The sequence below is a fragment of the Pseudomonas sp. V98_8 genome (genome assembly GCF_029967975.1).
Classification (GTDB): Bacteria; Pseudomonadota; Gammaproteobacteria; order Pseudomonadales; family Pseudomonadaceae; genus Aquipseudomonas; species Aquipseudomonas umsongensis.
Genome location: NZ_JASCAE010000002.1, coordinates 243650 through 267538, shown reverse-complemented (window position 1 = coordinate 267538; position 23889 = coordinate 243650). Strand labels below are relative to the sequence as shown.

General features: G+C 56.9%; 19 protein-coding genes and 2 pseudogenes. 10 read left to right on the top strand and 11 right to left on the bottom strand.

What is annotated here, in order from left to right:
- Positions 1-202: 202 nt before the first annotated feature.
- Entirely contained in the window at positions 203-2653 is a 2451-nt protein-coding gene (locus tag QLG10_RS02800) for an AAA family ATPase (protein WP_282485440.1), read from the top strand.
- Between the two features lie 312 nt (positions 2654-2965).
- Here the strand turns inward: QLG10_RS02800 and QLG10_RS29590 are convergent, their stop codons facing one another.
- Complete coding sequence (locus QLG10_RS29590; protein WP_349016948.1) at positions 2966-3193, bottom strand: BPSL0761 family protein; 228 nt, start codon at positions 3191-3193, stop codon at positions 2966-2968.
- Positions 3194-3481: 288 nt separating this feature from the next.
- Here QLG10_RS29590 and QLG10_RS02795 point away from each other — a divergent pair.
- A pseudogene (locus QLG10_RS02795) lies at positions 3482-3674 on the top strand (integrase); the annotation flags it as partial.
- Positions 3675-3987: 313 nt separating this feature from the next.
- Positions 3988-4746: an NAD-dependent deacylase gene (locus QLG10_RS02790; protein ID WP_282485439.1), complete on the top strand. Its 759-nt coding sequence runs from the start codon at positions 3988-3990 to the stop codon at positions 4744-4746.
- Between the two features lie 311 nt (positions 4747-5057).
- On the opposite strand, the gene QLG10_RS02785 is transcribed toward QLG10_RS02790, so the two are convergent.
- Positions 5058-5321, bottom strand: a complete 264-nt coding sequence (locus tag QLG10_RS02785; protein ID WP_282485438.1) for a hypothetical protein — start codon at positions 5319-5321, stop codon at positions 5058-5060.
- Between the two features lie 194 nt (positions 5322-5515).
- Complete coding sequence (locus QLG10_RS02780; protein WP_282485437.1) at positions 5516-5839, bottom strand: helix-turn-helix transcriptional regulator; 324 nt, start codon at positions 5837-5839, stop codon at positions 5516-5518.
- Positions 5840-5925: 86 nt separating this feature from the next.
- Between QLG10_RS02780 and QLG10_RS02775 the strand changes: the two genes are divergently transcribed.
- Positions 5926-6393, top strand: a complete 468-nt coding sequence (locus tag QLG10_RS02775) for a hypothetical protein (protein WP_282485436.1) — start codon at positions 5926-5928, stop codon at positions 6391-6393.
- Between the two features lie 338 nt (positions 6394-6731).
- Here QLG10_RS02775 and QLG10_RS02770 read toward each other — a convergent pair.
- From QLG10_RS02770 to QLG10_RS02760, 3 genes and pseudogenes are all read right to left on the bottom strand, one after another.
- Positions 6732-7379 (bottom strand): annotated as a pseudogene (locus tag QLG10_RS02770) (biotin/lipoyl-binding protein); the annotation flags it as partial.
- Positions 7380-7383: 4 nt separating this feature from the next.
- A complete protein-coding gene (locus tag QLG10_RS02765) occupies positions 7384-7584 on the bottom strand; it encodes a DUF1656 domain-containing protein (protein ID WP_008061285.1) in 201 nt (66 codons plus the stop codon).
- Positions 7574-9709 carry an FUSC family protein gene (locus QLG10_RS02760; protein ID WP_282485435.1) on the bottom strand — a complete coding sequence of 712 codons (2136 nt, stop codon included), beginning with the start codon at positions 9707-9709 and terminating at the stop codon, positions 7574-7576. The genes QLG10_RS02765 and QLG10_RS02760 overlap by 11 nt, the downstream gene beginning before the upstream one ends.
- Before the next feature lie 148 nt (positions 9710-9857).
- Here QLG10_RS02760 and QLG10_RS02755 point away from each other — a divergent pair, with 148 nt between their 5' ends.
- The 3 genes from QLG10_RS02755 to QLG10_RS02745 all read left to right on the top strand — a co-directional run bounded on the left by QLG10_RS02755 (position 9858) and on the right by QLG10_RS02745 (position 14312).
- Entirely contained in the window at positions 9858-10913 is a 1056-nt protein-coding gene (locus QLG10_RS02755) for a tetratricopeptide repeat protein (RefSeq protein WP_282485434.1), read from the top strand.
- Positions 10914-11142: 229 nt separating this feature from the next.
- Positions 11143-12645, top strand: coding sequence for an ATPase domain-containing protein (locus QLG10_RS02750; RefSeq protein ID WP_188264486.1), 1503 nt, complete (start codon positions 11143-11145; stop codon positions 12643-12645).
- Positions 12642-14312 (top strand): ATP-binding protein, encoded by a 1671-nt coding sequence (locus QLG10_RS02745; protein WP_110747430.1) that lies wholly within the window; start codon positions 12642-12644, stop codon positions 14310-14312. Before QLG10_RS02750 ends, QLG10_RS02745 begins: the two co-directional genes overlap by 4 nt.
- A gap of 121 nt (positions 14313-14433) precedes the next feature.
- Here the strand turns inward: QLG10_RS02745 and QLG10_RS02740 are convergent, their stop codons facing one another.
- The 5 genes from QLG10_RS02740 to QLG10_RS02720 all read right to left on the bottom strand — a co-directional run bounded on the left by QLG10_RS02740 (position 14434) and on the right by QLG10_RS02720 (position 20976).
- Positions 14434-14811 carry a response regulator gene (locus QLG10_RS02740; protein ID WP_020797118.1) on the bottom strand — a complete coding sequence of 126 codons (378 nt, stop codon included), beginning with the start codon at positions 14809-14811 and terminating at the stop codon, positions 14434-14436.
- Between the two features lie 77 nt (positions 14812-14888).
- Positions 14889-16070 (bottom strand): hybrid sensor histidine kinase/response regulator, encoded by a 1182-nt coding sequence (locus tag QLG10_RS02735; protein ID WP_110747433.1) that lies wholly within the window; start codon positions 16068-16070, stop codon positions 14889-14891.
- Positions 16064-16657: a chemotaxis protein CheB gene (locus QLG10_RS02730; protein ID WP_248677600.1), complete on the bottom strand. Its 594-nt coding sequence runs from the start codon at positions 16655-16657 to the stop codon at positions 16064-16066. The genes QLG10_RS02735 and QLG10_RS02730 overlap by 7 nt, the downstream gene beginning before the upstream one ends.
- Positions 16654-17487: a protein-glutamate O-methyltransferase CheR gene (locus QLG10_RS02725; protein ID WP_188264487.1), complete on the bottom strand. Its 834-nt coding sequence runs from the start codon at positions 17485-17487 to the stop codon at positions 16654-16656. The genes QLG10_RS02730 and QLG10_RS02725 overlap by 4 nt, the downstream gene beginning before the upstream one ends.
- Positions 17488-20976 carry a response regulator gene (locus QLG10_RS02720; protein WP_282485433.1) on the bottom strand — a complete coding sequence of 1163 codons (3489 nt, stop codon included), beginning with the start codon at positions 20974-20976 and terminating at the stop codon, positions 17488-17490.
- 263 nt (positions 20977-21239) lie between these two features.
- Here QLG10_RS02720 and QLG10_RS02715 point away from each other — a divergent pair, with 263 nt between their 5' ends.
- From QLG10_RS02715 to QLG10_RS02705, 3 genes are all read left to right on the top strand, one after another.
- The gene (locus QLG10_RS02715) at positions 21240-21605 is read left to right on the top strand and encodes a response regulator (RefSeq protein ID WP_282485432.1); all 366 of its coding nucleotides are present in this window, start codon (positions 21240-21242) and stop codon (positions 21603-21605) included.
- Between the two features lie 72 nt (positions 21606-21677).
- Entirely contained in the window at positions 21678-22985 is a 1308-nt protein-coding gene (locus tag QLG10_RS02710) for a glycosyltransferase (protein WP_282485431.1), read from the top strand.
- On the top strand, positions 22982-23887 hold the full coding sequence (locus tag QLG10_RS02705; protein ID WP_110747448.1) for an AraC family transcriptional regulator: 906 nt from the start codon (positions 22982-22984) through the stop codon (positions 23885-23887). Before QLG10_RS02710 ends, QLG10_RS02705 begins: the two co-directional genes overlap by 4 nt.
- Positions 23888-23889 lie beyond the last annotated feature (2 nt).

Here is a 23889-nt window from a genome sequence, read left to right as displayed (position 1 = left end):
CCACTCCCAAGAGCGACCAAAAAACAGGAGTAGATCACTACAGCCGGGGCGCGGTGGTAGTCCTCGATTGCACCGCCTTCACAAGCTGGTGTATAGGTCTACGCTGAGGCGGCAAAAGGCCACTGCCTGATCTATGATGTGCTTCATATCTAGGGCCGCCCTTGGCTTGCTACCTAATTTCCTCTCTCCACGGATGCGAGACATGATTGAATCGATCACCCTTTCCGGTATAGCGACCTACAGCCCCGTAACCCCCGAAACGATTCAAAACCTGAAGGCCGTGAACTACTTCTACGGTGCAAACGGAGCGGGCAAGACAACGATCAGCAGACTGATAAACAACCCAGCACTATCAACTGCCTCCAAGGTTACGTGGGCGAAGGGCAATCAGATTCCGGCAATGGTCTACAACAACGACTTCATCGCTGCGAATTTCACTGATTCAAAGCAGTTCAAAGGTGTGTTCACGCTGGGGCAGGCCGAGCAAGCGCAACTTGATCGCCTGGAAGAGCTCAAGAATGAAAGAGACCGCCACGCGCTGTTCAAAACCAAAGCGCAAGAAAACCTGAATGGCCCAGACGGCAAGAGCGGGAAGATCGCCGAAAAAAATGCCGTGGAATCAAAGTTAGTAGCGCGGTGCTGGGAACAAAAGCAGAAGCACGACGATGAATTTCAGGGAGCTTTCAAAGGCCTGAGAAATAACCGGGAGGCCTTCAAGAATAGGGTCTTGCAGGAGAGCAAAAGTAACACTTCTAAGCTAGTTAATATCGAAGACCTGCGCAAGCGTGCAGAGGTACTTTATGGTGATGCACCATCACCCATGAATGCTGTCTCCAACCTTGACCTGTCCCGTTTGGTCGCCCTTGAGCAAAACCCTATCCTGAGCAAGAAAGTGGTCGGCAAAGAAGATGTCAATGTATCTGCGATGATCCAACACCTGGGGAACAGTGACTGGATTAGGCAAGGTATGAAGTACTTGGGCCATACCGATGATGACTGTCCTTTCTGTCAACAGAAATTACCGCATGAATTCGAAAAAAGCCTTGAGTACTATTTCGACGAAACTTTCGAGGCTGATACTAGAGCTCTATCGCAGTTTCGAGATATTTATAGCTCGGTAGCAGATGGCCTGTTAGTTCAGGCTCAAACACTCCTAGCCACCGATTGTTCTCACTTAGATAAAGATAAGCTTGATCTTGAGTTGCAGGCCCTGAATGCAATCATGCTGGTGAACAGGCAACGCATTGAGCACAAGGTGGCTAGCCCTAGTATTGACGTGGCGTTGGAAGGCCTCGCAGAGATTCCACTGAGAATTTCTGAGCTGATCAATTCAGCCAATCTCAAGGTCTCTGAACACAATCGTCTTGTTTCGGGGTTCTCAGTTGAGCAGGATAAGTTAACAGGTGCGGTGTGGCGGTATCTTCTTGATGTTGAGCTTAAAGGTACTCTTGCTGATTACATAAAAGATGCTGACCGTGTCGGTAAAGCAATTGATGGCATCACTGCAAGCATGGATAGGGCAACGGTAGATGTATCCACAGCTGACGTAGAAATTGAAAAGATTGAAACTTCGCTGACAAGCGTGAGGCCTACTGTCATTGCGATCAATAAAATTCTGAAAGACTTTGGGTTCCGAAGTTTCTCCCTGGATCCTGCGTGCGCCGATAATTCATATCGGCTGATCAGAAGCGATGGAACTGATGCTAAAGCAACGCTCAGCGAAGGTGAAAAGACCTTCGTCACTTTCCTGTACTTCTATCATTTGCTCAGGGGAAGTATTACGACCTCGGGAATCAGTACCGATCGAATAGTCGTCATTGATGACCCGGTTTCAAGCCTGGATAGCGATGTTCTGTTCATCGTGAGTAGCTTGATCAAAAAGCTTTTTCACGAGGTTCGCCAGAAGGGGAAAAACCTAAAGCAGGTCTTTGTCCTAACCCATAATGTGCACTTTCATAAAGAAATCACCTTTAATCCCCAGAGGACTGGAGATGCTTCTATTAAGGATGAGACGTTTTGGGTAGTACGCAAGCCCGATCACTTTTCGAAAATTGAAGGTTTTGAAAATAATCCAATTAAGACGTCCTATCAGCTGCTGTGGGCAGAATTGGCGAGAAAGCCATTGCCGGCGCTTACAATTCAAAACACCATGCGCAGGATTTTGGAGAACTACTTCAAAATCCTAGGAAACATAGATACGCATGTCATCATCGAGAAGTTTTACGGGCAGGAAAAGGTTCAATGCCAATCATTGATTAGTTGGGTTAATGACGGATCCCACTATTCGCCAGAGGAACTGTATGTGGCAATAAGCGATGGCATGGCGCACAGCTATATGAAGATCTTCTTCAAGGTTTTTAAGGCTATGGAACATATGCCTCATTATAAAATGATGATGGGCCGAGACTTTGTCGATTTAGATCCTATTGAGGAGGCGACGGAAGATGAGGAACTGGTGAGCGAAGCTGGCGGCGCTGACGTTGGCGTAGACGCAGACGCAGACGCATTTATCATTGTCGCCGGAGCGGCTGGCGATGAAGGTGCTGCCGAGCCATTGGGCACTCCTGCGTCCTTGGTAATCCCCATTGTAGTGCAGCCCCCAAAGCCATTCTCAGTTGGGGCGGATGGTTCGGACCCAGATATCCCATTCTGAGTCACTTCATCATGAGCCCGCGTGCCTGGTGGTGCGCCAGTTCAAGAGCTTCTGCCTCGGTCTGTAATCGCCATATCTATATGAATCGTCCCCGGCCCTGTAGGCGCCTCCAGATCTCAAATAGAGCCTTGGTGAATGGCTGCTTCTGGCCGAAACTGTTGAAAACGCCTTTTTGCGCGCCACTACGAGAGAGCTGAGCTCGGAATCCAAGCTCAGAGTAAAGATTTCAATCTCGAGCGCGTGCTTTTCTACCCTGGAAACCATGGCCGTTTTCAATAGAATCAGTTCAAAGCTGCCTGTCGTGATGGATTTCTACCAGTCTTCAGTTGAGGAGCAAAAAACGGGGCCGTATGTACCTATCCCTAATTTTTTCGCCTGCTCCTCAATTCGACCCGCCTGCAGCACATCGTGCTTAGTGGGGAAGTGACGTAATAGGAAGTAAGCATTTTGTCTAACGCGTTCGGGAACTTCGGTGTCGCGTGCAAGCTCCTCGAGGAAGGAGTGAGTCTGTGCGACGGACCTAGTCCGTTCAAATGGCATCGTCATTTAAGCCTCCACGCGTGAGATCGTCAGTCCAAAAAAATCGGGATCGATGCCTTATTTTTGCAGGCCCGATCCGGATAACGGAGTTTCTACGCGTGTCATTTTAGCTTCAAAACCATACGTTGAGATGCTAAGGCTCCGCAGCCCGCTTCCAAAGTTCCACAAAGCGGGTTCGATACAGCGGTTATCAACTGCGCCGAAGCAGGCCACTGGCACCTAACTGAAGACAACATAAACTGCTATCGGATGTGCCTGAGCCATACCGCTCAAAAGCATGGGTGACATGCCTTTGGCCTTAATCCAACCATCTACGCTATCCACACACTGCGACGACCACGGCATCGTTGATCCATTACAAAACGAAGAACCTAATAGCTATTCAACTCCAGCTTGTCTATACGAGCTTGAAAGCACCATTAGATACCTTGGAATCAAGGTCGATGACGCCCTGGAAAAAGCCGAACTAACGGATGCCTGACCATCCAATACGGAGGTCGAGGCAAAGCCGTCGCTTCCGGCCAGAACTGCCAGTTATGGACCTTCGCTCTTGAAACGGGGCACACATGTCGATCGCCGTTGGCCTCCGCTGTCCTGGCTTTGGAAACAATGACGAGAACGGTGCTTGTTGATGCAAATACTCTTTAAGATTTCCTCCACACTAGCGCACGATAATTACTGCTCGTTCAACCCGACAGCCCTTGAATAATGTGCTTACTCGCCGACTGAGATTATGCTGAAAGTCAGGGAGTTTCCTATTGGAAACAAAGCAGGCCGGACTCAGGGGTTTCCGAATGAGCGATATGCATAGAGCCTCCGAAGCTTTGCGAGCGGCTACGAAGGTGGTGTTTTTCACCGGTGCGGGAATCTCCGCCGAAAGCGGTATACCAACGTTCCGTGACAAGCTCATAGGACTTTGGGGGAAATATGATCCTCAACGCTTAGAAACAGCAGATGCGTTCCGTGAGAATCCGGCTTTGGTATGGGGCTGGTATCTATGGCGACGACATCTGGTAAGCCAGGCAAAACCAAATGCCGCTCATTTTGCGGTGTCTCGTTTGGCCGACACTGGCCGCCGTGTAGCGGTGGTCACTCAGAATATCGATGACCTGCATGAACGCGCCGGCTCAGAATATGTAGTGCACTTGCATGGTAGCTTGGCGCAACCGAAGTGCTTTGCCTGTCATCGAAGCGCTGAACTGACGCCAGAGCAAGCTGCCGTATCCAATGAAGGAGAGCTGATTGAGCCTCCTCGCTGTAAAAGATGTAATGGAAAGCTGCGACCCGGCGTAGTGTGGTTCAAAGAGGATTTGCCTGTCGGAGCCTGGAAAGCAGCAATGAGCGTGATCAAAGACTGCGATGTCCTAGTCTCGGTTGGGACCTCAGGCGTCGTAATGCCAGCCGCAGACATTCCGGAAATCGCACTGGCCAGCGGGGCTACCGTGATACATGTGAACCTGATGGATGTGGCGCTGGGCGATGCAAATGAGCTCATGTTGATTGGAAAAGCGGCTGAAGTACTGTCAGCGTTGTTCGATAACATAGGTATATAGAAATCGTAAGAACTTTTTCTGATAGCGAGCGCCTTCCAATGTATCGAAGAGTTCGCAGCGCTCCTGGTCAGTCCGGTTGCAGTGGAAGACAGAACTATCGCCACGATCCCCGAATGATGCCGGTAAGCTCATCTCCTATCGGCGTCATCCCTATTCGTTAAAAACGCAGTGAGGACAAAGGGGATGCTTCGGGAGATGGTTCCAAACTGCACACGAATTGACGAACATGCCCCAGTAATTTCCTCTCTAGATGGAAAGGAGCCGAGGAGAATCAACCGGTTCTGCACCGATATACTCCTGGCTTTCATAGATCAATATATATCCTCCACATCCGAGTCAATGTATCCCGGACGAGTCAGGTAGTGGGCAAGCAGCTTGTGATGCGGATAGCGGTTTTCGAAGCGCTTTACCAAACCGTTAAAAATGTCTTCCCCTGCTGGTGTCCCAGCAACACGACGAATCACAAACTCGGCGATAGCCAAACGTACCTCAATTTCGCTTGAATCAAGCGGTAGCTCCTCAGACGCTTCTTCAAACTGGGTGTCAGGAGTGCATTCCACGGGCTTGTCAGTCATCGTGCGAACCTATTCCGGGGGCTTCCTTGATCAAAAAACCGTACACCAAACTTCGGTCGGCACTATTGCAAGGGCCGTTGGAACGGAACCGAATGACTCAATTTCAACATACTTCACCCTCGCCACAAATGAAACAACCGGAATCCTGTGTACGTTCGCCATTCACAACCACTTCAGTGCAGCGTCAATCAGGATCAGGGCTTTTCCCCGAGAAGCACTGCACTAGCTTGGTTGGAGGGGAACTGTAAATTTTTGAGTTCTTCCTCAATCCTTTCAGTGAGCACCAAGTACCCTTCTAAACCCTCCTTGGTCAAATAAGCAGCAGTCAAAAGGGTCAACGGATGTACGCTCATCACGCTGGCAAGCTCCTCCATTTTTTCTATGGTTGGGCTTTTCAGGCCGCGCTCCAGAGAGCTGAGGTATGTCCGGCTGCTGCGCGTGGAGAAATCCTCTTGGGTGAGCCCTCTTTGCTTGCGGATGTGGCGTAGAGACTTAGCAAAAGCTTCGTTCAGTTCCATTTTTGATGTCGTCAAAAAAGAACGATCAAGCCTTTATGCGAACTATAGGGCTACAATCTATAGGGTTCATTTTTAGGGGGCGCGGTATGTTCACCACCTATAGTCATGCGGAGCTTTGGCCCGGCACGCCAACCGGTGATCAATCAGCGAGGAGTTGGACGTTCATTGAGCAGGAAGCCATCTGGCCTTGGTTCTACATTCAAGTGGCCCGAGATGATGGTTCCGAACTGTCTTGCACTATGCTGATGATCGCAACCGTGCCTCATTTTGAACAGCTCCTAAACCAGCGTTCCAAGCGACTTTGGTTGGAAAATGTCCAATTGGTTACGCCTGGCTACATGAACGGCAAAGGAGAATGGACGATGGGGCGTTTGCTTGAATTATATGTGGCTGTAGACAATCGAAGCGGCGAGCCAGGGCATGTATTTCAAACTGCTAGCGGCCAAAGTTACACAACCCACCCGAGTGATCAAAAGTGGTTGCAACGGTCCTTTACGATTTTTTCCGATGCGGAGCATCTAGGCCGTCCACGCGCCCCCAAGAGCGAAACCTAGCTCGCCAGTGCTCCAGACTTATTAGGGAAGGCGGGTAGAGACGATTCGCCCAGTTCCTGTAGACAGCCTAGGGTGGCTGATTTTTGCCACTCCCTGCCGATTATGATGGGCGAAAGTCGATTTCAGCTGCTCGGGAAGGGAAGCTTTTGGTGTCTTGCAGTCTTCCGCAACACATAGCAATCAGCCAATAGCAAACCGTTGTTTGATTAAAGAAGTGGGAACCTGCCTCCTCCGTGAAAGCTTTCCCATAATCGATTCTTTGCTAAAATCTGTCTCAAGGCATAGATCATTGATACAGAGATGATTTTTCGCTTTGAGACACATGCAAGTCCATATAAGAAGGCATCGCTGTCCACCAGGGCCACCAGTGGACCGCCTGCGGTGGCGTAGTCGCCCTGGCGGGTCAGCAGGTTGGTGACGTAGCCACTGATCGGCGATACGACGCGGGTGCGTTCCAGGTCATGTTCGGCCTCGGCCAGTGCGGCGATCGCCAGTTGCACATTGGCCTGGGCAAACCCCAGGTTGGCCTGGTTGCGCAGCAAATCGGCCTGGGCCACCGAGACATCGGTGCTGGATTTTTCCCACTCTTCGCCGGAAATCGCCGAGCGTTCCTTGAGGGTCCGCCGGCGCCGCTCCTCGCTCTGGCGCTGCTTGAGCAGGGCCTGGCTGGCAACGATGGTTGCCTCGGATTGCCCCAGTGAAGCCTTCGCCACTTCCACCGAACGCTTGGCGTGCTCCACCGCCAGGGCGTAGCGTGAAGGATCTATTTCCAGCAGCAACTGGTCCTTCTGCACATGCTGGTTATCCTGCACGCTGAGATTGACGATGCGTCCCGCGACATCGGCGGACAAGGTCACCACATCGGCTCGCACTCGAGCGTCGCGGGTCCAGGGTGCGCGAGTGTAGTGCTCCCAGGCAAACCAGCCGAGCACGAAAGCCAGCACCACTACCGCCACCGTGGTGAGATGGGCAAGGATCTTCTTCACGGCATCAGGCTCCCATCACCAGGATCAACGTTGCGCACACGCAGACGTACAAGGCGCCTTCGAACAAGGCTTCATGCCAGACGAACTGCAACACCCCGAGACGCCGCAGGATCCAGTCCAGCACCAGGAAAACCGGTACCCCCAGCAGCAACGCCTGGGCGATCGGTGGCAGGTAGACGCCGCCTATTTCCAGATCAATGGGCAAGCTCGGGTACTCCCTGCAAGGTGGCGGGTTCGAAGTGGCCACGGTGGCGTTCCAGGAATGACACCACGATCAACAGCGCCACGCGCATGCGAAACACCGACCAGAGGTGTTCGTGAACACTGGAATGCAGCGCGTCCAGGTCATCGCCCAAGGCGTGCAGGCTGTCGAGCACCTGGTCCACTCCAATGTCGCGCCGACCGGCCACCAGCCTCCCGGTTTCACGCACCGTGGCGAATAATCGACGTTGCAAACCCGGGCTGAGCAATGCGTTGTTCTGCCCCTGTTGCCGCAGTTGGTTCAAGGCGATGCCCAGCGCCATGCAACCCAGGCTGACGTCGAACAGGTCACGCGATGGCTTGTCCTGGATGGCGGGCAACAGTCCCAGCATCATGGTCAGGCGGTCGACCATGCGACTCTCGAAGGCGAACTGGTTTTCATCGGTGGCCGGGGTTTTCAGCAAGGCGTAGACCTGCTCGCAGTTCTCCTTGAACAAGCGGCGAATGCGCAGCACAGGCCTGAAGGGAAAGATCAAGGCATAGACACTCAACGCCAGTGTCGCGGCGCACACATAAGCGCCCGCAAACTCGAACCACTGGATGGCGCTGTTTTGGCCTGTGCCGGTGTTTTGCGGGCCCAACAACAGGCACGTCATCAACCCCAGGCCAATCCCCGTGCCCGTCGTGGCCGGGCTGGACAACCCCACGGCGACCGCATACAGCAAGGGCGCCAGCAGCAGCGCCAGGAGTTCGAAACTGCTGATCATCGGGACCAGCGCGAACTGCAGCACCGCCGACAGCACCAACGCCAGCGCCAGCCCCCGGGCATAGCTCTGGGCAGCCAGCAGTGGCCGGGGAAACGTCGCCATCAGCGAACACAGAATCCCCACCACGACCATCCCGCCCCGCGCGCCGTCCCATCCCGTTTCGATCCAGATCAACCCGGCCACCATCAGTGCGCAGTAAGCGCGGATGGCATTCATCGTCGCCAAGGTGAAGTCCAGGTGCAAAGGATTGGCCTGGCCACGAAAAACGCTACTGGCCTTGCGCCCGCTCTGGATCACATCGCTCAACTCCAAGATCATTTCAAGCTGCTGCAGCATGCGCGCCTGTTCCCAGCGTAAGGACCACGACAGGGAGCGCAGGGTCGCCTTCAAGGGCTCGATCAATTGTTCCGAGCGGTACGCCAGTGCATCGAAACGCTGCTGCAACGCAGCAAACTGACGCCGCTGCTCACCAGATATCGCCCGCCCTTGCCGGGCCAGTTCGTCGAGCAAGACCAGTTCTTCGCCGAGCAGTTGCTGTATTTCCCCGGGGAGCTCGCCTTCCCAGCGTTCGAGCAACAATTGGCGCTGGTGGCGCAAGGCGGTGAGTCTTGCCGTCAGCAGTACCAGTTGGTTGCCGAGCAGTTGCACCAGGTCGTCGGCGCTGCGCAAGCGCGGCGCGTCGTAATAAAGGTGCCGGCGCACACCCTCCAGCGCGCTGATCTGCCCCAGCAACTGCATTTGCCGACGGTGGAAGTCTTCCTCGCTTTCCTCGGTTCGAATAACGGCGCTGGCATGGGTTGCCAGCAGCTTGATCACCTGGTCGATCCTGTCGAAATACTCCTTGGCCACGGCCTCCGGGCGCGCGGTCAGCAGGCTCACGACACAGACGCAGGCCACAGCCAGCAACGTCTCGGTCACGCGGGTCACGGCCAGCAGGAAAGTCCCGTCCTGATCGGGAACCGCCAACAGTCCCACGACCACCGCCGTGTAGCCACTGAGGACAAACGCCTGGGAACTGGTATAACGCAACAAGGTGCCACCGGCGGTGCACAACGCCAGCCACAGCGATAAGGTCATGATGAAAGGCAGCGGCGCCTGGGGGAATAGCGCCATGATTACCACGGCCACTGCCGCTCCCAGGGTGGTTCCGATGACCTGACCGAAACTGCGGGCCAGCACCATACCGGCCAGGGGCTGGCTGATGATGACCACGGCCATGATCGACCACTTGGGTTGTTCGAGGTCGAATACGAACGCCAGATAGAGAGTCAACAGCCCGGCCGCGATGGTTCTCAAGGCAAACAGCAGCACCCCGCGCCCGGGGTTGAGCATCGCCTTGAAGTATTGCAGCAGCGCTTGCATGGGAAGCCCCGTCCAATCCACTCCAGAAAGCGTAGTCATAGCCACGGGGTCTGGACAGGTTTTGAGTATCGCAGTCAGCGTTTGACTCCGGGCGCCGCCTGACCGAAGCTGACAGCTTTGCCAAAGCCTGTCAGCTTCCGGATTCTGCATGACCCAGTCCCGCCGCTATTTGCTCATCAGCCTCTGTGTCCTGTTTGCCATCGGCCTTGCCTGGATGTTCCTGCGCAGCAGCACCCCGGTCGTACCCGAAACGATCAAGCGCGGCTACAGCGAAGCACTGACGGCAGCCCGAAACGGCCAGCCAGGAGCCGCGCGGGTGCTCTATCAGCAACTGGCCCGCCCTGACATATCACCCAAGCGGCGCGTCTGGCTGCTTGCCGAACTGCCCAACTACCCCAGCTCCGTGGGGCTGAAACTGGCGGATGCAGACTTGCAGCATGAGGCACCCGAGGTCCGTATCGCGGCGATCAAAAGCATCAGCGGGCTGGTGCCCAGCGGCCAGCGCAGCCTATTGCTGGGGCCCTTGCTCGATGACGGCGAGCAGAGTGTGCGCCTGGCCGCCGTCAATGCGTTGCTGGGCCTGTCACCCGATGATCTCGGCCTGTATTTCGGCGCGCTGGAGCAGGCTATCGACGCCTGGCAGGTGGTTCTCAAAGACGCCCCTGAAAGTGCCGACAATCAGTATCAGCTGGCGCGGCTGTACCTGCACAATGCCCAACTGAAAGAGGCACAACAGGCGCTTGAACACACCTTGCGTCTGGACCCGGGCAATCTGCCGGCGCTGGTGATGCAGATTGAGATACTGGACAAACAGGGCCAGAGCGACGCGGCCCGGCAACTGTTGGCCAAACAACTCAAGGCCCAGCCCGACTCGGCCTATCTGCAACATGCGCTGGGGCTCTGGTTGCTGCATCACGGCCAAAGCGAGTTCGCCCTGCTCGGATTGTCCAAGGCCGTGGAGCTAGAGCCGAACAACAAGGACTATCGCTACGACCTGGCCACCACCCTGCATGGCGAGCAGGAGCTGGAAGCGGCGCAGAAACAGCTGCAGGAAATCGTCCAGCGCCACCCGAACGATCGCCGCGCACGGGTGTTGCTGATCAACTACTGGAAAGAAAGCGGGCAATTGCAGAACGTTCAGATATTGCTGGCGCAGCTGGAACAGATGAACCCGGATGATCCGGCCCTGCAGCAGGGGCTATAAAACAGATTACCGACGTTGGAGCCAGGCTTGCCGGCGAACCAGACGCCGCGGTGTACCTGTTGCACCGCATTACCGTTCTTCGCGGGCAAGCCTCGCTCCTACAGTGCAGGTGCACGCCCAACGTTTCTCAAAAAAGTTGAACGCTCCTCGCGGCCCAAGGTCAAGTGAACAGGCAGCTCGCCATCATCGGTCCGCTGCCTCGTTTCCCCTAGTCATGAGAGGGCATTTTTTGTCTACATCCAACGAGTTGATCAGCGTTAAAGCCGCCACAGGGATTACTGGTCTCGATGACATCCTCAATGGCGGACTGTCCCGCGGCCACGTGTTCTTGCTTGAGGGCGAACCCGGAACCGGCAAGACCACGGTCGCCTTGCACTTCTTGTTGGCCGGAGCCCAAGCCGGCGAGCGCTCGTTGTACATCACCCTGTCCGAAACCGAACGCGAACTGCGCCAGGGTGCGCGCTCCCATGGCTGGGAGCTGGACGATAACGTCCATATCTTCGAACTGACGCCCCCCGAAAGCCTGCTGACCGCCGAGCACCAGCAATCGCTGTTGTACTCCTCGGACCTGGAATTGGGTGAGGCCACCAAACAGATTTTTGAAGTCGTCGAACGCGTCAGGCCGACCCGCGTCGTGCTCGACAGCCTCTCCGAGATTCGCCTGCTGGCGCAAAGCTCGCTGCGATACCGTCGACAGATCCTCGCCATCAAGCATTATTTCGTGCGCTATGAGGCTACGGTGCTGCTGCTCGACGACCTGACCACCGAATCCCTGGACAAGACCGTGCACAGCGTGGCCCACGGAGTGGTTCGGCTGGAGGAACTGACGCCCAACTATGGCGCCGAGCGCCGGCGCGTTCGCGTGGTGAAATACCGTGGCCAGAAATACCGCGGCGGTTATCATGATTTCACCATCATGGGTAACGGCGTACACGTGTTCCCACGCCTGGTGGCCGCGGAGCACCGGGGTGACTACCAGCGACAGCAGTTGACCAGCGGCATCCGCGAAATGGACGCGCTGCTCGGTGGTGGCGTCGAGACGGGCTCAAGCACACTCATTCTCGGCCCGGCCGGTACCGGAAAATCCTTGATATCGATGATTTTCGCCGCCGCCGCCGTGGCACGGGGCGAAAAGGCCGCGCTGTTTATCTTCGATGAAGAGCTTGGCCTGCTGTTCGCTCGCATGAAGAAAATCGGCATCGACCTGAGTGCATTGCAAGCCACCGGCAACCTGCTGATCGAGCAAGTGGACGCCGCTGAACTCTCCCCCGGCGAATTTTCCCACCGGGTTCGCCGCTGCGTCGATGAAGGCGATATCAAGACCGTGGTAATCGACAGCATCAACGGCTATCAAGCGGCGATGCCGGAAGAAAACGCCCTGGTGCTGCACATGCACGAAATACTGCTGTACCTCAACCGCAAAGGCGCGGCGACGTTCATGACAGTCGCCCAGCATGGCCTGGTCGGTGACATGCAGGCCCCGGTAGACATCACGTACCTGGCCGATACGGTCATTCTGCTGCGCTACTTCGAAGCCCTGGGCAAGGTGCGGCGCGCCATTTCCATCATCAAGAAACGCACAGGCAGCCATGAATCGACCATCCGCGAATACAAAATCAGCACCAGAGGCATGACCATCGGCGAACCGCTGGAAACCTTCCAGGGCGTATTGCGCGGAGTCCCGACCTATTTGGGTGCCAGCAATCCCCTGCTCGGGGATGAAGTCCCGTGACGGTCAATGATGCAACGTCCGAGCGTGCGATCATTCTTGCCCCCTTGGGGCGGGACAGTCAGATCGCCTTGATGCTGCTCAATGAAGCGGGCTTCGGCGGAGTCGTCAGTACTGATCTGCCGGGGCTTTGCCTCGAAGTGGAGCAAGGGGCCGGCTTGTTGCTCATGTCTTCCGAAGCCTTGCTGCGCAGCGATCTCGAACCCCTGTTGAGCCTGATCGAGCAGCAACCGGCGTGGTCTGATTTGCCGATCGTATTGCTGACTCACCATGGAGGCCCGGAACATAATCCGGCGTCACGCTTTGGCCCCCTCCTGGGCAATGTCACGTTCCTCGAACGGCCCTTCCACCCCGAAACATTGATCAGCCTGGTCGCCGCCGCCTTGCGCGGCCGAAGGCGACAGTATGAAGCCAGGGATCGGCTGGTGGACTTGAGCATGAGCGAACTGCGCCTGCAAAACACCCTCGAGACCCTGGAACAACAGGTTGAAGAGCGCACCGCACAACTGCGCCACAATGAGGAAGCACTGCGCCAGTCGCAAAAAATGGAGGCGGTCGGCCAACTCACCGGTGGCATTGCCCATGACTTCAACAACATGCTGACCGGCATCATCGGCAGTTTGGAGTTATTGCGCCGGCGACTGGCCCGGGGGCGCACAGAGGATCTGGACAGCCTGATCGACCTTGGCGTGACGTCGGCCAATCGCGCGGCGAGCCTGACTCATCGTCTGCTGGCGTTTTCCCGTCGCCAATCGCTCGATTCCAAGCCCGTGGAGATGAATAACCTGGTGGTCTCCATGGGCGAACTGCTGAAACGCAGCATCAATGAAAGCATTCACTTGGACATGCAACTGAGCGATCAGCTATGGGTCGCCGAAGCCGACCCCAATCAACTGGAAAGCGCCCTGCTCAACCTGGTCATCAATGCCCGCGACGCCATGCCCGATGGTGGAAAACTGCTGGTGCAGACCTCGAACCGGCACCTGGATGCCGAATTCACCAAGCCCTACGGTAATCTCGCGCCAGGCGACTATGTGGTACTGAGCGTCACCGACAATGGCTGCGGAATGCCGCAAAGCACCATCAACCGGGCCTTCGACCCGTTCTTCACCACCAAGCCCATCGGCCAGGGCACCGGCCTGGGATTGTCGATGATCTATGGCTTCAGCAAACAATCGGGCGGGCATGTCGCCATTCAGAGTGAAGTCGGCGCAGGCACCACGGTGAACTTGTATTTACCGCGTTTTGGGGGTGACCTGCCCCAGGACAACCCGGTCAACATCGAACACGCCCCCTACGCGAAAAATGGCGAGACCGTGTTGATCGTCGAGGACGATCCGGCGGTGCGACTGCTGGTCAGCAACGTGCTCGGAGATCTGGGGTATGCCTTTGTCGAGGCCAGCGATGCCGACAGTGCGATGCCAATCCTCGACTCGGCCCAACGCATCGACCTGCTGATCAGCGACGTCGGCCTGCCCGGCATGAATGGTCGGCAACTGGCGGAAATCGGTCGGCAACTGCGGCCGGACCTGAGGGTCTTGTTCATTACCGGCTATGCCGAACATGCGGCGGTGCGCGGCGGGTTCCTCGATCCGGGCATGCAGATGATCACCAAGCCGTTTACCTTTGATCTGTTGACGGCCAAGGTGCAGGAGATGATTCGCGTCTGAACGCGCCGCTGCGCAAGCGTCGAACACAACCATCCCCTGTAGGAGCTGCCGCAGGCTGCGATCTTTTGATCTTTAAAAGCAAGATCAAAAGATCGCAGCCTGCGGCAGCTCTCCTACCCGATCAGGACAGCATGTCCTGCATCAGTTCCTGCAACGTGTCCAGATCAAACGGTTTTTCAAGAATCGGTGCCTTGCGAGTAATCGGGCTATCCGTCTCGCGAATTTCCTGAGCATAGCCGCTGATGAAAATCACCTTGAGCTCAGGCCGCAGCTTCACCGCGGGCTCGGCGATCTGCACGCCAGAAATCCCGCCGGGCAGGCGAAAATCGGTGATCATCATGTCCAAGTGTGGCTTGCTGGCGAGGATCTCGAAGGCCTGCTCGCCGTTTTCGGCTTGCAGCACCCGGTAGCCCTCTCCCGACAGATAGGCCGACAGCACCATCAGGATTGAGGGATCGTCCTCGACGACGAGGACTACATCTTGTGCATCTTCACTCATGGGAAGCCTTTGTTCGGTCAATAGCTGCTGATACGACCCCGAGGTCGATCAGAGGTTGCGTTTATCGCGCGGTTTTCCTACAGCGGCAGACAAACGCGAAACAGGGCGCCTTCGCCAATCCGGCTTTCGACGGTAATGGTGCCGCCATGGGCGGCAACTATCTGTTCGGAAATAAACAACCCCAAGCCCAGCCCGGTGGCGACATGATTGGCCGAGACGCGCTCGAATTGCTGGAAAATCCGTTGCTGGTTCTCCTCGCTGATGCCGATTCCAAAATCACGGACTTCCACCCGTGCTTCACCGTTCTCACTGTACACCTTCAGGTGGATCGGGCTCTTGGCGCCATAACGCAGGGCGTTGGTCAGCAGGTTGGAAATCACCTGTTCAATGCGAAACTCATCCCAATCGCCCATCACCGATTGCTCGGCGTCCAGGCTGACCGACGTTTCGGCGGCCTCGATCTGTGGGGCAAAATTGTGCAACAAACTGCGAACCAGCGCCGCCAGATCAAAGTGTGTCGGGCGGATCGACAACTTGCCGGTACGAATACGTGACACATCGAGCATGTCTTCGATCAGCCGGATCAGGCTTTTGATCTGCCGTTCGTCGCGATCGACCATCGCGTGCATCTTGTCCAGGGTGAAGGCAGCAGCGTTGTCCCGGGCCAGGTGCATCTTGCGCAACTGGGTTTCAAGAATCAGTCCATTGAGCGGCGTGCGCACTTCATGGGCCACGATGGACATGAAGTCATCACGCATACGCACCGCCTGCTCCAGCTCAAGCTGGGTACTGCGCAACTGCATGAGCAGCGCTTCCTGCTCCCGACGGCTGTGCTCCAGCGCTTCGACCTGTTGTTTCATGGCCTTGCTCTGGCGGTAGAGGTCGACGAAGACATTGACCTTGCTCTTGACCGCCTGGATATCCAGGGGCTTGTGCAGGAAATCGACGGCGCCGCTTTCGTAGCCCTTGAACGCGTAGTTCAGCTCTCGACCGGCGGCACTGACGAACACGATCGGGATGTTCCTGGTCTTTTCCGTGCCACGCATCAACTCGGCCAGCTCAAAGCCATTCATGCCGGGCATCTGCACGTCGAGGATGGCCATGGCGAATTCGTGTTGCAGCAACAGCGACAAGGCTTCGTCGGCCGACAAAGCCTTGTAGACGATGCGATCTTCACGCTTGATCAGCGCTTCAAGTGCCAATAGGTTTTCTGGCAGATCGTCGACGATCAGCAGTTTGGCCTGGATATTACTTAGCATGCGATTCGTTCCAGCTCGACAAGCAAACGGCCGATGCCGCGTATGGGGAGTATGTGATCGGGCTGCAGGATATTCAGCGCCGCTTGGGGCATGGTCGCGACCTGGGCCTCGCCCGGGTCCTGGACGATGGTCAGCCCGCCATGCTGCTTGACCTGGGACATACCCTTGGCGCCATCCTGGTTGGCGCCGGTCAGCAATACCGCGGCCAGTTTTGCGCCGTAGGCATCGGCAGCCGATTCGAACAGGTAGTCGATGGCCGGCCGCGAATAATGCACACGGTCTTCCAGGCTCAGGGAAAAGCTGCGGTCCCGCTCCACCGACAAGTGATACCCGGGCGTGGCGAAATACAGGGTACCGGCTTTAACCGGGGTCTTGTCCGTGGCCTCTACGACCGGCAGCGAGACACGTCGGGCGAAGACTTCCACCAGGTGACTGCGGCGCTCGCCCGGCAGGTGCAGGACCACGATGATCGGCAATGAGAAACCTTGTCGCAGCGGCCCCAGGATAGTGAGCAGCGCCTCAACTCCGCCAGCCGAGGCGCCGATCACAATCGCTTCTATTGAAGGTAAGCCCGTTGCGCTGTTCATGATTTGCGATAGATCCGTTCTTGTTTGACCAACGGCTCGAACTGGTTGCCGAAGGCTGAGAAATCTGGCGTTTCCTTGCTGCCCAGAGCGAGGAAACCGCGGTGGCAAAGCGACTCATGAAACAAGCCGAAAGCGCGATCCTGTAGTTTTTTATTGAAGTAAATCAATACATTACGACATGAAATTAATTGAGTTTCTGAGAATACGCTGTCCGTCGCCAGGCTATGATCGGCGAAGGTCACGTTTTCGCACAGCGACTTGTCGAAAATTGCGTACCCGTACGCCGACGTGTAATAGTCGGCGAAGGAGCACTTGCCCCCGGCCTGCTGGTAGTTGGAAGTGTAGGCGCGGACATTCTCCATGGAGAAAATCCCTTGCTTGGCTTTGTCCAGCGAACGCGGATTGATGTCAGTGGCATAGATGATCGTGCGCTCGAGCAAGCCCTCTTCGCGCAACAGGATGGCCATCGAATAGACTTCTTCACCGGTGCTGCACCCGGCGATCCAGATCTTCAGCGAAGGGTAGGTCTTGAGCAATGGCACCACTTCGCGGCGGATGGCCAGGAAGTGCGAAGGGTCGCGAAACATTTCACTGACCGGAATCGTCAGCAGTTGCAGCAACTGCATGAACGCCGTCGGGTCGTGCAGGACCTTTTCCTGCAATGCCGAAATGGTATTGCACTCGAACTGGCTCAAGGCGTGCGTCACCCGGCGCTTGATCGAGGCGCCGGAGTAATCGCGAAAATCGTAGCTGTACTTGAGGTAGATCGCCTCGATCAACAAGCGCAATTCGATTTCGCTGCTGCGCTCCCCTGAATGATTGCTCTGCACTTAAATGCGTTCCATCTTCGGTAACCACACACGAATCAGCGAAAACAGGCGATCGAGGTCGATGGGCTTGGCCAGGTAATCGTTGGCGCCGGCCTGCAGGCAGCGTTCCTGATCGTCTTTCATGGCCTTGGCCGTCACCGCGATGATCGGCAGTTTGCGCCAGCGCGCCTCCTTGCGGATCAAGGTGGTGGCTGCGAAACCATCCATTTCCGGCATCATCACGTCCATCAGCACCAGATCGATGTCTTCGACTTCATTCAATCGCTCAATCGCTTCACGCCCGTTGCGGCCGATGACCACGACGGCGCCCTTTTGCTCCAACGCACTGGTGAGGGCGAAAATGTTGCGCACATCGTCGTCCACCAGCAACACCTTGCGCCCCTCGAACACCTTGTCACGGCTGCGCGCGGTCTTGAGCATCTTCTGCCGGTCATGGGACAACCGTGATTCGACTTTGTGCAGAAAAAGTGTCACTTCGTCCAGCAGGCGCTCGGGCGAGCGTGCACCCTTGATAATGATCGAACGCGAATACCGGCGCAGCTCAGCCTCTTCGTCCCGGGTCAGGTTGCGCCCGGTATAGACAATCACCGGCGGGAACGAGCAGATGTTCTCGCTGGACATGCGCTTTAGCAGGTCGTTGCCGAGCATGTCCGGCAGCTTGAGGTCGATGATCATGCAATCGAACACGGTGGTGCGCAGCAGGGCCAAGGCGTCCTGCGCCAGGCCAACGGCGGTAATTTCTATGTCATCATCGCCGATCAGCCGGGAAATGCTATCGCGCTGCAAGTCGTCGTCCTCGACCAGCAACACACGCTTGACCTTCTGGGTCAGCTTGGACTCCAGGCGCGCGAACACGTCCTTGAGCTCTTCGCGGGTAGTCGGCTTGACCGCATAACCGATGGCTCCCATGTGCATCGCCGCTTCGACCCGGTCTTCGACCGAAATCACATGCACGGGAATATGCCGGGTCTCGGCGTGTTCCTTCAGGCGTTGCAGCACCGTCAGCCCGGAATGATCCGGCAGGCGCATGTCCAGCAGGATGGCGTCCGGAATGTATTGCCTGGCCAGGTCGTAGCCCTCGTCGGCGCCATGGGCCACCAGGCACTGGTAACCCAGTTCATGGGCGAGGTCATAAAGGATGTGCGCAAAATTCGGCTCGTCCTCCACCACCAGGATACAACGCACGGTGAAGGGTGCATTGAGGCGGTCATCGGCGAACCGCGCAATCTCCTGGACCACCGCCGGCGCAACCGCAATGGGCGCAACCGGGGTTGGAGCGTGGGTTGGCATGGCATGCATCCGCTCGACGGGCTCGTCGCCAGGTTCCACGTATTGCTGCGGCAGGATCAGGCTGAACTGGCTGCCCTGCCCCGGCGTGCTGGAGACATTGATCGAGCCGCCGAGCAGCGCGGCCAGGTCACGGGAAATCGACAGGCCCAGGCCGGTCCCGCCATAACGACGATTGGTAGTGCCATCGGCCTGGCGAAAGGCTTCGAAAATGCTTTCCTGTTGATCAGCGGCAATACCGATACCCGAATCGCTGACGATAAAGGCGATGCCTTGGTTCGGCGCCGCGCTCACGGTCAAGGAGACCCGACCTTTCTCGGTGAACTTGACGGCGTTGGAAAGCAGGTTCTTGATGATCTGCTCCACGCGCTGGCGGTCGGTGTACATCATGGTTGGCGCACCGTCCTGCAACTCGACCTGGAAATCCAGTTGCTTGTGCGCAGCCAGCGGCTGGAACATCCCGCGCAAGCCATCCACCAAGCGCGCAACGCTGGTGTTTTCCGGGCGTATCTCCAGCTTGCCGGCTTCGACCTTGGAGATATCGAGAATATCGTTGATCAGGTTGAGCAAGTCGTTGCCCGCCGAATAGATCGACTCGGCGAACTTGACCTGCTCGGCACTCAGGTTTTCCTGCGGGTTTTCCGCGAGCAGCTTGGCCAGGATCAGTGAGCTGTTCAACGGCGTGCGCAACTCGTGGGACATGTTGGCGAGGAATTCGGACTTGTATTTGCTCGAACGCTGCAGTTCTTCGGCGCGCTCTTCGAGCTGGGCCTGGGCCTGGTTGAGCTCGGTATTCTTGAGGTCCATGGCGTCACGTTGTTCGGCCAACACCTGCGCCTGTTCGGCAAGTTGCTCGTTGGTCTGTTCGAGCTCGACCTGCTGGGTTTCCAGATGCGCCTGGGATTCCTTGAGAATTCGCGACTGCTCTTCCAGCTCTTCATTGGCGGTCTTGAGCTCTTCCTGCTGAACCTGCAGTTCCTCGTTGAGTTGCTGGGTTTCAGCCAGCACTTCCTGCAAACGCTGGCGATAACGCGCCGCCTCGATGGAGGTGCCGATGTTACCGGCAATGAGCTCCAGCAAATCGATGTCGCGGTCGGTCAACGGGCGCAGGAAGCCCAGCTCAATGACGCCGTTGACCCGCTCGTCGTCGCTGGTCGGGACCACCAGCACGCTGCGCGGCAAACCTTCGCCGAGCCCGGAACTGACCTTGAAGTAGTCGCTGGGCACATCGTCCAGGCGAATCAGGTGGGCCTGTTGTGCCACCTGACCGACAATGCCTTCGTCACTGTAGATTTGCTGCTCACGCTCCTGCTGCTCGCGGGAAAAGCCGTAGGACGCCACACGGCGCAGACCGCCGTGTTCTTCGCGTACATAAATGGCCGCCACGGCACTGCCCAGGTACTGCGCACAGAACTGCAGGATGTTGCGCCCCAACAGGTTGAGCGACAGTTGCCCCAGCACTTGTTCGGCCAGTTGGGTCTGGCCATTGCGCAGCCAGGCCTGTTGCTCCAGCCGCTTGGCACTGGCCTGTTGCGCCGCCAGGGTCGCGGCGTAGCTTTGCGACAGATTGAGCAGATCGCGACGGCCGATGTAGGCCAGCAACCCGCTGATACCGGCAATGAACAACAGGTAAAGGGTGATGCTCCAGATCGTGGTACGGCGCACTTCCTCGTTACGCGTGGCGCGCAACTGCTGCTCCATGTCGATCACGTCTTCGTACTGCTTGCGGATTTCATCGGTCAGGCGCTTGCCTTTACCGGCCTTGACCGCCCCACGGTAGTCACCGTTGCTTCGCTGCAAATCGATCATCGATTGCGCGTAACCTGCCCACTCCTTCTGCAACGACTCCAGCCTGTGCAAGCGGTCGGTCTGGACCGGGTTGTCCGCGGTCAGTTCGAGCAAGGTGCTGAGTACCACCTCAATGCGTGGCTTGGCCGTTTCATAGGGTTCGAGGAATTTATCGTCGCTGGTGAGCAGGTAGCCGCGCATACCGGTTTCCAGGTCGACCGTCAGCTTGACCGCCTCATTGGCGTTATTGATCACCCGGTCGGTGTGCTCGACCCACTGGATCGTCGACAGCAGATAAGTGATCAACGACACGAAGAAAACCGCACTGATGGCGCCGACGCCCAGCGGTAGACTGATGTTGCGGCTAAGGAGCTTGCGGAATCGCTGCTGATCAACCGAAGACTCAGTGGTCATAGTTAAGCCTTGTTGAACGGGTGAAAACCAAGGAGTTTGCCCCAAAACTGACGCACTGATCGAATTTTCTCACGGGATTGGCCGCAAAATGCACTTTCAACTGCTGTTGCGCCCACGCAGCGGTTATCCTTTGCCCTAGTGCGGGCCGACCTTTCTTTTTATAGCCTATCGGGAACTTGTCGGGTCCCCTCACTTACTCATGCAAGAGAGCCGGCGATTCTGATCGGCCGAAAAAGCCATCCACCCTTTCCGAGAACCCCATCATGACCGCCAACACCCCCACCCTCCTGGTCGTCGAAGACGATGCCATCGTGCGCATGTTGATCGTCGACGTGCTGGAGGAGCTGGAGTACAAGGTCCTGGAGGCCGACGGCAGTGAACAGGCACTGGATATCCTCAAGAACCAAGACCAGCACATTGACCTGATGATGACCGATGTCGGCTTGCCGGTCATGGACGGTCGGGAACTGGCCAATGAGGCCCGCAATCTGCACCCTAGCCTGCCAATACTGTTCGCCAGCGGTTATGCCGAGAACATCGATGTACCCGAAGGCATGCATCTCATTGGCAAACCGTTCTCCATCGATCAGTTGCGGGACAAGGTCAAGGGTATCCTCGATAATGCCTGACGTCGGCCGCCGCTTTATCGCCGGCCCCCTTTACCTCTCCAGCGCCATGCTCGTTTCAAGGAATTCCGGTTCATGAGTCAGCCCCACGCAACCAAAGTCCTGGTTATTGGTTACGTCTGGCCCGAGCCCCGCTCTTCGGCGGCTGGCGGGCATATGATGCAGATCCTCGAAAGCTTCCTGCAGCAAGGCTGGCACGTCACATTCAGCAGCCCGGCCGGCAGCGGCGAACATCGCGCCGACCTGACGGCGCTGGGTATCCGTGAAATACCGATCGAGCTGAACAACAGCAGTTTCGACACCTTCATCAGCGAACTGGCCCCGGACATCGTCTTGTTCGATCGTTTCATGATGGAGGAACAGTTTGGCTGGCGCGTCGAGAAACACTGCCCCGAAGCACTGCGGGTAATCGAGACCTCCGACCTGCAAAGCTTGCGCGATGCGCGCCAGCAACGACTCAAGAACCGCTTGAAGGCAAGCGAAGACGGCAATGATTTCAGCGAGCTCTTCGCGCCGGCATTGCGTGAGGAATTCGAGCTCATGGCCGAGACCGATCTGGCCCAGCGGGAGATCGCTGCGATTTATCGCTGCGACTTGAGCCTGATGATCTCCGAAGTCGAGATCGAGTTGCTGGTCGAACACTTCAAGCTGCCACGCAGCCTGTTGCATGGGTGCCCGCTGATGGTGGACCTGCCCACCCATGCGCCGGTGCCGTTCGAGGACCGGGCGCACTTTATTCACATCGGCAATTTTCGCCATGCTCCCAACTGGGATGCGGTGCTCTGGCTCAAGACCACTATCTGGCCGATGATTCGCCAGCAATTACCCGCAGCTCAACTGCACATCTACGGCGCCTACACACCGCCCAAGGCCACCGCACTGCATAATGCGGCGCAGGGCTTTCATGTGATGAACTGGGCTGAGGACGCCTTGCAGGTGATGTCGGCGGCACGGGTATGCATGGCCCCGTTGCGCTTTGGCGCGGGTATCAAAGGCAAGATTGTCGACGCAATGCTCTGTGGTACACCGAATGTCACCACGCCCATCGGCGCGGAGGGCATGCACGCAGCTGAGCCATGGCCGGGAGCGATCACCCGTACTGCCAGGTGCTTTGCCGATAGTGCCGTGCAGCTCTACCAGGACAAGACGCAATGGCTCAAGGCCCAGGCCCAGGGCCTGGAACTGCTGGCAAGCCGTTATCAGCCACGCATCCATGGGCCGGCGCTAATTGCACGGCTTGAGCACTGCCGCCAACACCTGGCTTCAATCAGGAGAGACAACTTCACCGGCAGCATGCTGCGTCATCATCAGCACAAGAGCACGCAATACATGGCGCAATGGATTGAAGCCAAGAACCGCCATAGAGAAGACGCTCCGACATGAGCCGAGCGCCCCGCGTCACCGACCCTTCCTACGAGTTGATGGACGACCATAACGGGTTGTCCATCATCTATCGCCAGCACGGTTTCCCCTGCCCTTTGGTGCGCTGGCATTTCCACAAGGAATACGAGCTGCACCTGATCGTCGCCAGTTCAGGCAAGGTGTTCATCGGCGACTACATCGGCAATTTCCATCCGCAAAGCCTGTTCCTCACGGGCCCCAACCTGCCACACAACTGGATCAGCCAGGTGGCCGAAGACGAGGTGGTGCCCAAGCGCGACATGCTGGTCAACTTCACCGACGAGCTGTTCGACAATGGCTATCAGGTGTTTGCCGAACTCAAGAGCCTGACGCCCCTGTTGGAACGCGCGCAGTACGGCATCGAGTTTCGCTGCAAGCACACGATCGGCAAGGCGATGGACCTCATGCAGCGCATCGCCGACAGCCAGGGAGTGACCCGCCTCGGGCACTTTTTCATCCTGCTGGAGTTGCTGGCGGCCTGCGAAGATTATCAACTGCTGTCAGGTGCAACGACGCCGCAACTGGCCGACGAACACAACATCGATCGCACCAACCGCGCGGTGGATTACATCTTCGCCCACTACGCCCGCGAATTGCCGCTGGAGGAAGTCGCCGAACATCTGGGCATGAAACCGACCTACTTCAGCCGCGTGTTCAAGCAGGCCACCGGGCGCTGTTTCATCGAATTCGTCAATCGCCTGCGCATCAGCAAGTCCTGCGAACTGCTGGCCGATGGCGACAAACCCGTGACGGACGTGTGCTTTGAGTCGGGTTTCAACAATATCTCCAACTTCAACCGGCGTTTTCAGCAGCTCAAGGGCATGACGCCTTCGCATTACCGACGGTTGGTGGTGCAACGGTTGACCGAGCAAAACCTCGGTTAGCA